This is a genomic window from Gulosibacter hominis, assembly GCF_904842695.1.
Classification (GTDB): Bacteria; Actinomycetota; Actinomycetes; order Actinomycetales; family Microbacteriaceae; genus Gulosibacter; species Gulosibacter hominis.
Genome location: NZ_CAJGWQ010000002.1, coordinates 176,735 through 190,772 on the forward strand (window position 1 = coordinate 176,735; position 14,038 = coordinate 190,772).

Annotated in this window: 13 protein-coding genes; 7 read left to right on the forward strand and 6 right to left on the reverse strand. The window is 63.6% G+C overall.

Annotated features, from left to right (window positions below):
• The first annotated feature begins 23 nt into the window (after positions 1-23).
• Positions 24-347: a DUF2469 family protein gene (locus JMV54_RS03085; protein ID WP_201517435.1), complete on the forward strand. Its 324-nt coding sequence runs from the start codon at positions 24-26 to the stop codon at positions 345-347.
• On the opposite strand, the gene JMV54_RS03090 is transcribed toward JMV54_RS03085, so the two are convergent.
• The 4 genes from JMV54_RS03090 to JMV54_RS03105 form a co-directional block, all read right to left on the reverse strand.
• Entirely contained in the window at positions 344-1,990 is a 1,647-nt protein-coding gene (locus JMV54_RS03090) for a thiamine pyrophosphate-binding protein (protein ID WP_201517436.1), read from the reverse strand. The genes JMV54_RS03085 and JMV54_RS03090 overlap by 4 nt on opposite strands.
• Positions 1,991-2,120: 130 nt before the next feature.
• Entirely contained in the window at positions 2,121-3,416 is a 1,296-nt protein-coding gene (locus JMV54_RS03095; RefSeq protein ID WP_201517437.1) for a sodium/glutamate symporter, read from the reverse strand.
• Positions 3,413-4,357, reverse strand: coding sequence for a formimidoylglutamase (gene hutG / locus JMV54_RS03100; RefSeq protein WP_201517438.1), 945 nt, complete (start codon positions 4,355-4,357; stop codon positions 3,413-3,415). The genes JMV54_RS03095 and hutG overlap by 4 nt, the downstream gene beginning before the upstream one ends.
• Positions 4,354-5,088, reverse strand: a complete 735-nt coding sequence (locus JMV54_RS03105) for an IclR family transcriptional regulator (protein WP_201517439.1) — start codon at positions 5,086-5,088, stop codon at positions 4,354-4,356. Before JMV54_RS03105 ends, hutG begins: the two co-directional genes overlap by 4 nt.
• Positions 5,089-5,407: 319 nt before the next feature.
• Here JMV54_RS03105 and JMV54_RS03110 point away from each other — a divergent pair, with 319 nt between their 5' ends.
• The 4 genes from JMV54_RS03110 to JMV54_RS03125 all read left to right on the forward strand — a co-directional run bounded on the left by JMV54_RS03110 (position 5,408) and on the right by JMV54_RS03125 (position 9,705).
• Complete coding sequence (locus tag JMV54_RS03110) at positions 5,408-5,773, forward strand: YraN family protein (protein WP_201517440.1); 366 nt, start codon at positions 5,408-5,410, stop codon at positions 5,771-5,773.
• A 29-nt stretch (positions 5,774-5,802) separates the two neighbouring features.
• On the forward strand, positions 5,803-7,329 hold the full coding sequence (locus JMV54_RS03115; RefSeq protein WP_420842076.1) for a YifB family Mg chelatase-like AAA ATPase: 1,527 nt from the start codon (positions 5,803-5,805) through the stop codon (positions 7,327-7,329).
• A gap of 33 nt (positions 7,330-7,362) precedes the next feature.
• Entirely contained in the window at positions 7,363-8,670 is a 1,308-nt protein-coding gene (gene dprA / locus JMV54_RS03120; protein ID WP_201517442.1) for a DNA-processing protein DprA, read from the forward strand.
• A 129-nt stretch (positions 8,671-8,799) separates the two neighbouring features.
• Positions 8,800-9,705, forward strand: a complete 906-nt coding sequence (locus tag JMV54_RS03125) for a tyrosine recombinase XerC (protein ID WP_201517443.1) — start codon at positions 8,800-8,802, stop codon at positions 9,703-9,705.
• 107 nt (positions 9,706-9,812) lie between these two features.
• On the opposite strand, the gene JMV54_RS03130 is transcribed toward JMV54_RS03125, so the two are convergent.
• Positions 9,813-11,342 carry a hypothetical protein gene (locus JMV54_RS03130; RefSeq protein WP_201517444.1) on the reverse strand — a complete coding sequence of 510 codons (1,530 nt, stop codon included), beginning with the start codon at positions 11,340-11,342 and terminating at the stop codon, positions 9,813-9,815.
• A gap of 75 nt (positions 11,343-11,417) precedes the next feature.
• Positions 11,418-11,810, reverse strand: a complete 393-nt coding sequence (locus JMV54_RS03135; protein ID WP_230972789.1) for a murein hydrolase activator EnvC family protein — start codon at positions 11,808-11,810, stop codon at positions 11,418-11,420.
• A gap of 459 nt (positions 11,811-12,269) precedes the next feature.
• Between JMV54_RS03135 and rpsB the strand changes: the two genes are divergently transcribed.
• Together rpsB and tsf are read left to right on the forward strand one after the other, a co-directional pair.
• Positions 12,270-13,112 carry a 30S ribosomal protein S2 gene (rpsB, locus tag JMV54_RS03140; RefSeq protein WP_201517445.1) on the forward strand — a complete coding sequence of 281 codons (843 nt, stop codon included), beginning with the start codon at positions 12,270-12,272 and terminating at the stop codon, positions 13,110-13,112.
• A gap of 14 nt (positions 13,113-13,126) precedes the next feature.
• On the forward strand, positions 13,127-13,981 hold the full coding sequence (gene tsf / locus JMV54_RS03145; protein WP_201517446.1) for a translation elongation factor Ts: 855 nt from the start codon (positions 13,127-13,129) through the stop codon (positions 13,979-13,981).
• The last annotated feature ends 57 nt before the right edge of the window (positions 13,982-14,038 follow it).

Consider the following 14,038-nt stretch of genomic DNA (forward strand, 5'->3'; position numbering starts at 1 on the left):
GCGCTGGCGTACCATCGAAAGTTATGAACGAAGAGGCATTCGACGACTATGAGCGCGGGCTCGAGCTTGCGCTTTTTCAGGAATACCGCGATGTCGTCAACCAATTTAAATACGTTGTCGAAACCGAGCGCCGGTTCTATCTTGCCAATGAGGTGGAATTTGCTCGTCAGGATGCCGCCAACGACTTCTACTTTGAGCTCACCATGCGCGACGTGTGGGTGTGGGATATTTACCGTTCCGACCGCTTCGTGAAACAGGTGCGGGTGCTCACCTTCAAAGATGTCAACGTTGAAGAGCTCAACGCCCACGATTTTGAGCTGCCGAAAGAACTCTCACTCGACGACTAGTCGGCGGCCGGATGGTTTACCGCATCGCGCAGATTCGCCATGATCTCAAGCTGATAAGGGGCGATGACACTGCCCGAGATGCGGCAGTCGAGCACCCAGGTGCCCTCGCCGCGGGCGGTGCACCAGGTGGCCCATGAGTCGAGATCGCTCAGTCGTCGCACCACGGTAGCGTGGGCGCCGACGCCGAGTGCGAGCTGCGCGAAATCCACCTCGTCAATGCGCATCGGGCGCTCATCAAGCCCGAGTGAACCGTACTGGGTGGTTTCTGCGGTGTAGGCGGCGTCGTTAAATACGATCACGGTGGCACGCCGGGCGGTGCGCACGAGCGAGTCGAGATCGGCCAGGCCCATCAGCCCGCCGCCATCGCCGGTGGCTACCACTAGCATCCGCTCACCGGCCGCTCGGGCGGCACCAGCAGCGGCCGGGAACCCGAGCCCGATCGACTGAAAGTGGGTGCCCACCAGCAGCATGCTGCCGGCACTCGGCAGCCGCAGGTGGGTGTTCGGCCAGCCGATGAAATGGCCGCCATCGGTACACACCAGCCGCGCATCCGGTAGCTGCGCGTCAATGGCGGCGATGAGCCCGCGCGGGTCAAGACGGCCATCCTCCGCGAACTCGGGTGTATCGCCGCGATCGAACTGGGCGTCCACCACCTCAGCCGGGTCGACGCCGGGCCAGCTCTCGCGGGAGGCAACCTCGGTCAACAGTGCCATCGCAGTGGCGCTCGCGTCGGCACGAATGTGCGCGGTCACGGCCGGATGCGTGGGGCGTTTGGCAATATCCACCTGCACGAGCTCAGCCTGCGGGAAAAGACGCCCGAACCCCATCGTGAACTGGTTGAGGCCCGCGCCGAAGGCAATGACCAGGTCAGCCTGCGCGAGATAGCCCGCGGTGCGTGGCGACGAAAATCCGCCACACACGCCGGCGTCGAGCTGCCGGCCCGCGAAGAGCCCGCGTGCGGGAGCGGTAGTGACCGTAATTGCGCCGATACGGTCGGCGAGCTCGGAAAGCGCGGGCCCGGCGTCGCGCGCACCCACGCCGGCCAGGATGATCGGACGCTTGCACTCACGCAGCCGGCCGACAAGTTTTGCGAGCGCGTCAGCGTCCGGCAACAGGAGGTTTCCGGGTGCGAGCTCGGGGATGAACTCGGGCTCGGCAGTCTCGACAGTGGGCAGGTCGTAGGGAAGCGCAAGTATCACCGGGGTGCGCTCGCGCAGCGCCCTGCTGAGTGCGTGCACGGTGTCGGCACCGGGTGTGTCGATGGTGACTGTGACGGTGGGTACACCGCAGGCTGAGGCGAGCGCGGCCTGGTCGACATCCCACGGTCGCCGACCGCCGGTGGGTTCATCACCGACCAGCACGATCATGGGGCTGCGAGCAAGGGCAGCTTCAGCGAGGGCCGTGAGCGTGTTGGTGAAACCCGCGCCATAGGTGGTGGTGGCGATGGCAAGCTTGCCGGTTGCGCGCCAGTAGGCATCGGCGGATGCGACGGCTCCGGCCTCGTGCCGAACCGCGGTATAGCGGGCATCGGTGTGCTGCAGTAGTGCATCCACTACGAAAGCGTTGCCATTGCCGAGCAGTCCGAACACTTCGGAGACGTGGGCGGCGAGTACCCGGGCAACGCGCTCGGCGACCGTGGGCATAGTGACTCCTGAATTTCGCGTCGTTGCGGAATTGTTCTGTGCAGACTGTACCCGAATCAGTTGATTGCGGGTACAGCCTGTTAACAGAATCTTTCGTGTTCGCTGCGAACTGTCAGGTGTCGGGATGTTGTTAGCCGACCCAGTTCATGCAGAACACAATCCAGGGCAGTGCGACGATGTCGATGAGTACCGCACCTGCCAGCGGCACGATCAGGAATGCCCGTTCAGATCGCACCCCGAAACGCTGGTTGAGTGCATCCATATTTGCCATTGCGTTCGGTGTGCCACCGAGCCCGTGGCCGAGCATGCCCGCCACCATAGTGGCGGCGTCGTAGTTGCGACCGAGTAGCGGGAAGACGACGAAGAGGGTGAACAGGATGATAAAAATCACCTGCACCACCAGCAGGATGATGAGCGGCAGCGCGAGCGATGCCAGGTCCCAAATCCGCAGCGTCATCATCGCCATCGTCAAGAAAAAGCCCAGGGTGAATTTGGAGATCAGCCCGAGCGCCGCATCGTCGAGTTTGACCAGTTTCGTGAGGTCGTTGATATTGCGGAAGGCGACGGCAACGACCATAGCCCCTACGTATCCGGGCAGCGAAAAACCGGTGGCGTCGCTAAACCATTCACCCAACAGCGTGCCGAGCACCATAATGACCGCGATCACCACGGTCGCGTTCAGCAGCGGGCGGTAGAAGGCACCCTTTTCGGGAGCATCCTCAAATTCGGCGTCCTCAAAGTTCCCGAGTTCCTCATCCACGGTTTCGATCGCGCGGGTGCCGGCACTAGCCGGTAGCGACGCGCCACGTACATGCTGGTGGTGGCCCGCTGCGACCTGCGCTGTGGCTTTCGGGATTTCGATCTTCCGACGTTCGATGAGCCAGCCGGCAATCGGGCCACCGAGCAGACCACCGGCGATCAGCCCGAACGTTGCCGCGGCGAGTGCGACTGCGTTTGCACCCTGCGCGCCCATTGCCTCCGCCTCGGGGCCAAACGCTGCTGCCGCGCCGTGTCCACCCTCAAGGCTGACCGCGCCGGCCATGATGCCCAGCAGCGGGTCGACACCGACGACCTGTGCCATGCCGATACCGATGAGGTTTTGCATGATGGCGAGGGTCCAGCAGGCAACGAGGTAGACGATGAGCAGCCGTCCGCCCTTGCGCAAGAGGGCGAAGCTACCGGCCAGTCCCACCGTGGTGAAAAATGCCACCATTGCCGGGGTCTGCAGCGAGGTGTCGAACTCCAAGCTGGCAACGCCGGTCTGATGCAGCACCAGGGTTAGCAGCGCAAAAAAGAACCCGCCGATTACCGGCCCGGGAATCGCAAAACGGCGCAGCACCGCAAATCGGGCGCGCACTGATTCACCCAAAACGAGTAGCAGTAGCGCGAGTGCGGTTGTTTGAACGAGATTGACTTCAACGGTCATGTGCAATTCCTTTGCGAGATGATGCGGTCGATAAGGCGCGCGCCAATGCGTGCCGTGCGACCATCAATGTCAAAACGGGGGTTGAGTTCAGCAATATCGGCGATGCGGAGCTTGCCAGACGATGCCACGCGGTCGACGACCGCCTGAATTATTTCGGGAACCACGCCGAGGGCTGCGGGCGCGCTCACACCTGGAGCCACCGCGGCCGGCAGGACGTCAAGATCGATGGTGAGATACAGATCATCGATCTCGGCAAGGTGGTCATCAACGAAAGCCAGCACCTGATCGATCCGGTCAATTCGGCACTCGTCATCGAGCAGGTATCGTGCCCCGATGCTGTCTGCTCGCTCAAAGAGCGTGCGGGTGTTTGTTGCGCGGCCGATGCCAATCACGCGGTATTTCACCTGGCGGCCGTGAGCAAGCTCAGCCTCCGCAATCTGGGCGAATCCCGTTCCCGAAGTTGGCTGGTCGGCGGCGCGCAAATCAAAATGTGCATCCAGGTTGAGCACACCGAGGGTGCGCCGGCGATCGATGCCGAGCCCGGCGTTGACACCGAGATAGCTTGCGTAGGCCACCTCATGACCGCCGCCGAGAACGAGAGGGAAGTGGCCGGCCTGTAGCGCCTGCGCGACCGCTTCGCCCAGTTCAGCTTGGGCTGCTTCGAGGTCGGTGCCGTCAACGACGATATTGCCGGCGTCGTAGCGGCGGAGGTCATCGTGAATCGCCAGTGGCGCAAGCGCCTTTCGCAGCGCTTCGGGGCCGTCTGCTGCGCCGACTCTGCCGCCGTTGCGGCGTACCCCTTCGTCGCTGGCGAAGCCGATGAGCACCGCGCCGGATGCGTCGGCTTCAGAATAGGGGCGGATTGTTGAGTGCCAGCGTGCGTGCGGTGCTCCCGGGCCATCATCCCGCCCGGTCCACCGGTTTGGTTCGATTCGGGTCATGCTTTTCCTCCACTCAGTTCATCGGAAGTTCTGCAAACCATGTCAATTAAGCGGTTTGTTCGGCCCTGGACGCGCAGTTCGGGCGCCATGATGGTGACGGTACCGAGCAGCGCGCCGTCGGCGTCGATCACCGGTGCACTCGCGCCCCACACACCGGGATCGAGCACTCCGGTGCTGACGGCATAACCGTCGGTGATGGCCCGATTGCACTCGTGTTCAATCGTTTCGATAGTTGACGTATCGAGGTCATAGTGGGCGTAGGTGCGCTGACGACGAGCCTGCGAGAGCCGTGACAGCAGCGCCGTTGCGGTGGCGCCGTGCAGTAGCGGCTGCGTGGCGCCGGTCGAAAAACTGCAGCGGAGGGTGCGATGTGTTTCGACCGCCTCAACGCAGAGCGCTTCGTTGCCGTAGGGGATGAGAAAAGCAGCCAATTCACCGCTATCAGCAACGAGTTTTTCGAGCTGCGGCGCCACCGCGCTGTGTTTGAGAGCGTGTTCGCGATACCGCTGCGCGAGGGGGATTGAGCCCGGCCCGGCCGAATAGCGCCCGGTTGCGACCCGTCGGGTAAATCCGGCGTCATTGGTGGCGGCGAGGATGCGGTAGATGGTGCTGGCTGGGATTTTGGTGCGTTCGGAGAGTTCGTGGACGTCAAGATCGTCTGCTTTTGACAGTGCGTTGAGTACTGCGAGCACACGGTCGGTGACGCGGCGATGCGTTTCGTGTGTGCTCACGCTGGCTCCTTTGCTCCGATTTTTTGCACAGACTGCTTCGGCTGCGATGCGATCAGAATAGGGATCCTGTCTCCTGCCAACCAGAGATAATTCTCACTAATTGAGAATTATCTGATTGATGATGTTGCGGATGCACTTCACTTGCCGATGCGCATAGCTCGCTTAATGCACATCGCCGGTTCGCGCGGTGGCGCCGCCACCCTTTGTGTCGAGCGCTCGCTGGTCGTGTGGAAAGAGGCTTATCCACAGAGACCTCTGCGCGATGCTCCCAAACGTTTCTGCTGCGGCAAGCTGCTGGCACATTCATCCAGGAGGTGTCATGAACCAACGCATCGCACTCGGCCGTCGCGGGGAAGACCTCGCGCTCGCCTACCTCGAAGACGCGAACTACGAGATCCTTGACCGGAATTGGCGCTGCCGGGCCGGTGAAATCGACATCGTTGCCCGCGACGCCCACTACCTCATCTGCGTAGAGGTGCGCACTCGCAGCGGCATCGGTTTTGGTGACCCGCTCGAATCGCTCACCGCAGACAAACTCGCCCGGATGCGCGATCTTGCGCTCGCGTGGCGAGGTGAGCATCCCGAATTTTCGGGACTGCTGCGCCTTGACGCCATCGGAGTGCTGCTCACTCGAGCAGGCGAACCGAAGCTGCGTCACATCGTCGGTTTGGGAGCACGAAACTGATGCTCGGGGTGCCGGTACGCACCTGGGCAATGGCGCTCCAGGGCCTGGGCGGACAGCCCATTGAAGTGCAGGCGGTGGTGCTGTCGGGGCTGCCGCGAGTCATTGTGGTGGGGCTGCCGGACGTGGCAATCGGTGAGGCCACCGACCGCATCCGCGCGGCGTTTGGTGCGCTCGGCAAAACGCTGCCGCCGCATCGCATCACCCTCAATCTCTCGCCGGTGGATCTTCCCAAACACGGCGCCGGATTCGATCTCGCGATGGCGGTGGCACTATTAGCGGTGAGCGGTGTAATTGATTCGCAGGTGGCCGAGCGTGCCGTGCACATTGGTGAGCTCGGGCTTGACGGTGCCGTGCTGCCGGTGCGCGGGGTATTGCCAGCCGTGGTCGCGGCTCGCGAAGCCGGCTTCAGCACCGTGGTGGTGCCACGGGCCTGCGCCACTGAGGCCGAACTAGTGACCGGGATTCGAGTGGTGGCAGTAGGTTCGCTGCACGAGCTCGCCCGACACTACGGAGCTGACATCGAGGTGCCGGCACCCCAGCGACATGAACTCACCCAGATCGTGCCGCCAAGCCCCACCTGCAGTCCGAAAGATCTGGCCGATGTGCTGGGCATGGATGACGCGGTGCGCGCGCTACTGATCGCGGCAGCGGGACGCCACCACCTCAGCATGATCGGCCCGCCGGGAAGCGGTAAAACTATGCTCGCCGAACGACTGCCGGGCATCCTGCCACCACTCGATGCCCAGGCCGCAGTAACCGTCGCCGCCCTGCAATCGCTGTGCGGTATCCCGATTGGAACCGAACTCAACCGCACCCCGCCCCTCCAAGCTCCGCACCACAGCGCCACTCAGGTCGCGCTCGTCGGGGGAGGCAGCGGTAACCGCATCAACCCCGGTGCGATTTCGCTCGCGTCCCACGGAGTGCTCTTTCTTGATGAAGCCCCCGAGTTTTCGCGCAGTGTGCTCGACGCACTTCGCCAACCACTCGAGTCGGGCGAAATCACCATCCACCGCGCACGCGCAAGCGCCACCTACCCCGCAAACCCACTGCTTGTGCTGGCTGCTAACCCGTGCCCGTGCGGCAATGCCGACGTGCCGGGTGCCGAGTGCAGCTGCGCACCGAGTGTGCGGCACCGTTATTTGCGGCGCTTGAGCGGGCCACTGCTCGACCGCATCGACCTGCAAGTGCGCGTGGTGCCACCGAGCGTCGCGGCAATGCGGCTGGCAGCAGCCGGTAGCCAGGGGAGTGTGTCAACGGCGATCGCCGCCGAACAGGTGCTTGCCGCTCGCGAACGAGCCGCTGCCCGGCTTAGCCCGCTCGGATTTCGAGTGAATGCCGAGATCGACGCGGCGGCGCTGCGACGCGTGGAACTGCGCCCCGAACCGGGCGCCGGCCAGCCGCTCGACCGAGCCCTTGAACGAGGGCTCATCACCATGCGCGGATACACGCGCGCACAGCGAACCGCTTGGACCATAGCCGACCTCGCCGGCGCCGACCGCCCCAACCGCGACCACATCAGCGAATCGCTGTGGTTTCGCACCGCCTCACGGCACTAACCCGAGTCGCCAGCGCTCTCAGAGAGGACCAACATGCCCGCTCAAACCCGGCAATCACACACCGACGCGTTCCTGCGCGACGCCGCCCCGATACTCGCCGCAGCACAGCCGCTGCTGGTTCCGCTGCGCACACAATTGCAGGCTGTTGATCCGGCAGCACTGCTCGCCAGAGTGTGCTGGTCAGGGATCTGCGAACCCGGTGACCGCGCCGCCGGAGCGCTGATTGCAAATCTCGGGCCTGAGGCAATATTCCCGCTGTTGGCCGGCCATGACGGAGTGGTGGTTGAAGCACTCAGCGAATATCAGCTGCACGACGAGCATGATTGGCCGGCGGCATTTGCGCGCTGGCGACCGCGACTGCATCCCGAGCGAATTTATGCCGCCCTGCGCAATGCCGCCCAGGTGAATGCCACAGTGGTGGTGCCGGGCGATGTGGCCTGGCCCAAGGGATTGGATGCGCTCGGCGAGAGCCAGCCACACGCGCTGTGGGTGCGCGGCCAGCTTGATGCGCTCGCGGGATGCGAGCAGAGCGTCGCCATAGTCGGTGCCCGCGCCGCATCCAATTACGGTGTCGAAACCACCGCCGATCTGACTTCCGGGCTGAGTGATCAGCGCTGCACGATCGTTTCGGGCGGCGCCTACGGCATTGACGCGGCCGCGCACCGCACCGCAATCGCCAGCGATGCCCCGACCGTGGCCGTCCTCGCTGGCGGTGTCGATCGTCTCTATCCCGCCGCCCACCGCGGGCTTTTTACCCAAATCATCGGCTCGGGTGCCGTGATATCAGAGCTCATCGTGGGGCAGGCCCCCGAGCGCTGGCGATTCATTCAACGCAATCGCATCATCGCAGCACTGGCAGCAGTCACCGTCGTCGTCGAAGCCGGGCGGCGTTCGGGCGCGCTGCACACCGCACGCAGCGCGCTCGAGATCGGCCGCGCGGTGGGGGCAGTGCCGGGCCCGATTCACTCGGCTGCTTCAGCGGGATGTCATCAGCTCATTCGTGATGGGCTGGCGCAACTGGTCACCGGCGCCGACGACATCATGCAGCTTTGGCGAGAAAGCACTGGGCTCGGCTGGTGCAGTCCCGAACTGCAGCTCGACATTGACGAACCGGCCACACCGCAGCGCAGCGACTATGCCCGGCTCGCGACAGCGCACAGTGATGCTGCTCGCCGCATCTACGACGCGCTGCGGCCACGCAGTGCCAAACCGCCGGAAGCGCTCGCAGCCCACGCCGGGATGTCGATGAATGAGGTGCGAGCCGCACTCGTTGAACTTGAAATGGGTGGTCTGGCGGTGCCGTGCGACACCGGCTGGCGGCGTGGTGAGCAACGCCATTAGTGGCGGTGCCCGTCGCGCTGGTGCGCGCGTGGGTGGGTTTTGCTGGGAGCTCAGCGTCAGCCGCAAGGTCTGCCGCCACGCTGGCGCGCGGGTGATGGGTTGGCCCGCCGACACTGTCAGACTGGGGGTATGAGTTCGTTAGCCACCGCCATCGATGCCTATTTGCGGGCCCTCGATCTTGAACGGGGTCGCTCGCCCCACACAATTCGAGCGATTGGTGGCGATCTGCGCCGGTTTGCAGATTTTGCGAACGGCCAGGGCGCATCCGACCTGGCTGATCTCAGCCTCGAGCTCTTTCGTGACTGGCTGTGGCACGAGTCTGAACAGGGCCATGCCGCCAGCACTCTGGCCCGTCGGTCATCGAGCGCGCGTGGGTTCACTGCCTGGTTGCGCACAAGCGGGCGCGGTGAGGATGTGGCGCGTCGACTTCGCTCACCCAAAATCGGTCGTTCGCTGCCGCGTATGGTGTCGGCCGACAATATGGATGCAATTTTTGCCGAGTTGCGAGCGCGTAGCGCCACGGGCGATCCGGTGGCGCTACGGGATGAAGCCATCGTCGAGCTGCTCTACGCCACGGGTATCCGAGTCAGCGAGTTATGCGGCCTGAACCTCGACTCGGTTGATTTTGAACGCCGCACGGTTCGAGTCATCGGCAAGGGCGACCGCGAGCGGGTGGTGCCGTTTGGGCGCCCCTGCGCGGAGGCGCTGGCCGAGTGGTGCGCTCGCGGCCGCACCGAAATCGCCAATGACCGCTCTGGCGAGGCACTGTTTCTCGGTGCCAGGGGCGGCCGCCTGAACCCGCGAACCGTGTATGAACTCAGTCGTCGTGAACTCGAGCACTCACCGGGGTCGGGGCCAGCCGGTGCGCACACGTTTCGGCACACCGCGGCGACGCATCTGCTTGATGGCGGTGCCGATCTGCGCAGCGTGCAGGAATTGCTCGGTCACGCCAATCTCGGCACCACACAGATTTATACGCATGTGTCGAGTGAGCGGCTACGGGAGACCTACCGGCGGGCGCATCCTCGCGCCTAAGACACAGGTGCTGTGCGTGAGAGCGAACCGATCACCGTCGACTCGGGCCCCGCAACACTGTGCGCAAACCCGAGGCGACAGCGATCGGATGCGGTGAACCGCTGCCGCTACCAGCCGCTATCTGTGTCGGCGCCGGCGGCACGATTACGGGTGAGTGCATAACCGCCCAGCGCAATCAGTGCGATCGCCAACCCCAGCGGCAGCATGATGCTGGATGAGTCGAAGCTCGCACCGGTTTCGGGAAGCTGCGATTGTGGGGCATCAGCAGAGGGCTGCCCGGGCCGTTCCTCGGTGTGCCCCGACTGCGCACTCGTTTGTTGCGGCTCGGGTTGACCGGTGGGCGTCACCGCTGGCGAGGTCAAAATGGGCGCGGGATCGGAAGTGTGCGGCGCGGCCGGCTCGGTGGTTGCCGGTGGCTGCGGTGCCTCGGAAGAGCTGTCCGGTTCGGCAGACTCGGGAGCCCGGGTGCTTTCATCCGGCACGTTCTCATCCGGCACGCTTTCGCTCGGCGTGGATTCAGGCGTCGAAACCTCGGGCTCCGGTGGTGCAGTGGTTTCGGTTTCGGTCGCCGGCGGCTCTGGCACCGCGCTCGCATCACCATCGTCGCCGGTCGGTTCCGTCGTTGTTGGAGTCGGCGTTACTGTGGGCGTGGGCGTAGGGGTAGGGGTAGGGGTCGGCGTCAGAGTTGGCGTTGCTGTCGGTGCCGGCGCTGACTCCTCTTTCACCTCGATTCGCTGCTTCGGGAATCCATCCGCCGCAGCCACGATGAGCTGCGCATCATCGGTAACCAGCGGCCGCACATCCGGTGACCAATAACCGGGCGCGTACTGCAGCTGATAGCTGGCCGTCACTGTCCGCTCTCCCTGCGCCCGCGCGACGATTCCATTGTGCGTCCCGTCGGTCGTGCTCGTGTGTAGCGGCGTCGCGATAGTCGGCTCGGCCGCCAGCTGCTGCAGTGCCACTGTTGTGGCGCTGGCAAAGCTGCGTTGCTGAACGCCGTCGGGGAACTCTGCCCCGACAAGTTCTACCCGCACCTCGGAGTGCCGGGGCGGCTGTGACACGTGCAGCTGCAGCTCGCCATCGATACGGCGCAGCTGCACCGTTACCGAACCGGAGATTCGTGCCGCGCGCATTTTGCTGCCGTCTGTTTGTAGCTGTTTGAAGCGAGAACGCACCTGTTCCACCTCATTGGCGGGAATTGCGTTCATGAGCGCGCCAGTATCGGCGCCGTAATTCTTGAACACCCGCGGCTCAGCCAGGTGCCAGGCGTAAAGTGCGACTGCCGCGGTATCGCGTGGGTCGGTTGAAGCTCCGGTGGTTGCCACCGCCCAGTGCAGTCGGGCACGATCATCCTCGGTCATACCAGAGAGCGGCTCGGGCAGGGGCTCGTCGGCGCGTAACTCCCGCGTTTCTTTGCCCACGGGCGAAGGTTGGGAAAGTTGCACGCAGTAGGCATTTGCATCCGCAAATTTCAGGGCTGCGGTGAGGCCGTAACCGGGGCCACGCTCGGCGGCCAGGGCCGGGTTCGCACCGAGCCACACAAATAGCGGAATAGCGAGCAGGGTAGAGATGGCAAAAACGACAACGCTGACCGGACGATTAATACTCACCGGGAGGCGGTCAGAAATACTGGACACGGGGAATTCCTTTCAAATGGTGGCGGTAGCTGGAATGAATCGGATCTTGGGTTTGGCGAACAAATGGCGTGGTTGCTAGTCGTGCAGCGGCAGCAGCACTGCTCGCGGCGGGCGGTCAAGTAGCGTCAACGGATCGAGATAGTCGTCACCGATTCGGGCACCGAGATGCAAGCCGCCATCGGGCTGATGGATGGGATGCATCGCGACTTTGCCGATTGGCTGCCCAGCGGTGACCTGCTGGCCGCGTCGAAGGTCGCTGGTCACCGGTTCATAGGTGGAAATGAGTCCGTCGGAGTGCTGGATAGATAGCACTGGTCGATCCACCACCCTGCCGACGAAGCGAACCGTGCCGTCGGCAACCGCGGTAACGGTTGATGCGGGCTCGGCCGCCAGATCGATGCCGCGGTGGCCCGCCGCATAGCGGTGGGGGAGATTGAATGTGCGGGTGACACGAGCTGGGTGTGGCACCGGCCACTCCCAGCGGGCGGCCGGCATTTCTTGCGGCCGCGGCGCTGCGGTTGTGATGGCAGGTGTGGGCAATGAAATGGATGCCGCGGCGAACGCTAATTGCGGTGGGGACAGGCAGAAATACAACGCCAGCGCGCACCAGACTGCGCCAGCTAGCCGAGTGTGTTGTGGGGAGTGCATGCCGCAAAGCGTGGTCGAAATTCGGTCGCGGCGCGGGCGTGGGGGAACTCTCTTTGGGTAAAGCGGTTTCCACAGCCCCTGCGGGCAGGCTAGAATCAACCCAGCAGTTCGCTCCGGCGAGCTGACTTCGCGTGTTCGGAACGTGTCGCTACCAACGGTCTCATTCGCACGGCGTCTGAGCGGTGACGGCATCGAACACCAGGATTCCCGGCTGGTTCGGGAGTAATAACCGCATCTGCGCATCCTTTGATGCGCCCAAACAACAAGGAGAGAACGACCATGGCAGTCGTTTCAATGCGTCAGCTGCTTGACGCTGGTGTGCACTTCGGCCACCAGACCCGTCGCTGGAACCCCAAGATGAAGCGCTTCATTTTCACCGAGCGCTCGGGTATCTACATCCTCGACCTGCAGCAGTCACTTGCCTACATCGACAAGGCATATGACTTCGTGAAAGAAACCGTCGCGCACGGTGGCACCATCCTGTTCGTGGGCACCAAGAAGCAGGCCCAGGAAGCCATTGCTGAGCAGGCAACCCGTGTCAACCAGCCCTACGTTAACCAGCGCTGGCTCGGCGGTCTGCTCACCAACTTCCAGACCGTTCAGAAGCGTCTCAACCGCCTCAAGGAACTCGACATGGTCGACTTCGACGACACCTCGAGCGGTTACACCAAGAAGGAATTGCTCATCCAGCGTCGTGAGCGCGACAAGCTCGAAAAGACCCTGGGTGGTATCCGCAACATGAGCCGCACCCCTTCGGCCATCTGGATCGTCGACACCAACAAGGAACACCTCGCGGTCGACGAAGCCAAGAAGCTCGGCATCCCGGTGGTTGCCATCCTCGACACCAACTGCGACCCCGATGACGTCGACTACCCGATCCCGGGCAACGATGACGCCATCCGCTCGGTGGCACTGCTCACCCGCATCGTGGCTGACGCCGCGGCTGAGGGCCTGATGAAGCGTCACCAGAAGGACGGCGCAACCGGTGAAGCTGCCGAGCCCATGGCCGAGTGGGAACTCGAACTGCTCAAGCAGGGCGAGGCCGCTCAGGAGCCGGCAACCGAAACCCCCGAGACTGAAACCGCGACCGAGGCTGCTGCCGCGGCCGACGAAACCAAGTAGGGAGACCAACTTTTATGGCGAACTTCACGATTGCTGACGTAAAGGCGCTGCGCGAACAGCTCGGCACCGGCCTGACCGACACCAAGAAAGCCCTCGAGGAAGCCGACGGCGACCTCGAAAAGGCCACGGAAATCCTGCGCCTCAAGGGTGCCAAGGGTAACGCCAAGCGCGCTGACCGCTCGGCCGCTGAGGGTCTGATTGCCGTCAAGGAAAACGGCAACGGCACCGCAACCATCATCGAACTCAACTGCGAGACCGACTTCGTTGCCAAGGGCGACAAGTTCATCGAACTGGCCAACCAGGTGCTTGAAGCTGCCGCCGCTGCCGGCGCCACTGACGCCCAGGCTGCGCTTGCCGCGCCGGCTGGCGACAAGACTGTTGCCGAGCTGATCGACGAGGTTGCTGCGGTTATCGGCGAGAAGTTCGAACTGCGCAACGTCCGCCTCGTTAAGGGCGACAAGTTCGACATCTACCTGCACTACACCTCGAAGGACCTGCCCCCGCAGGTTGGTGTGGTTGTTGGCTACGAGGGTGACGACACCGAGACCGCACACGGTATCGCGCAGCACATTGCCTTCGCGAACCCTTCGTACCTCAACCGTGAGGATGTGCCGCAGGACGCGATCGACAGCGAGCGTCGCGTTGTTGAAGAGATCACCCGTGCCGAGGGTAAGCCCGAAGCTGCACTGCCGAAGATCGTCGAGGGTCGCCTCGGCGCCTTCTTCAAGCAGATCGTGCTGAACGAGCAGGAATACGCTCGTGACCCGAAGCTCACGATTGCTCAGGTTGCCGACAAGGCCGGAATCAAGGTCATTGACTTCGCGCGCCTCAAGGTGGGCGCCGGCGTCGAGACCGCCGACGAAGCGTAAATCTGACGCAACTGGCCGGAAGGGGATGTTCTGCAGAGCATCCCCTTCCGCTATTAG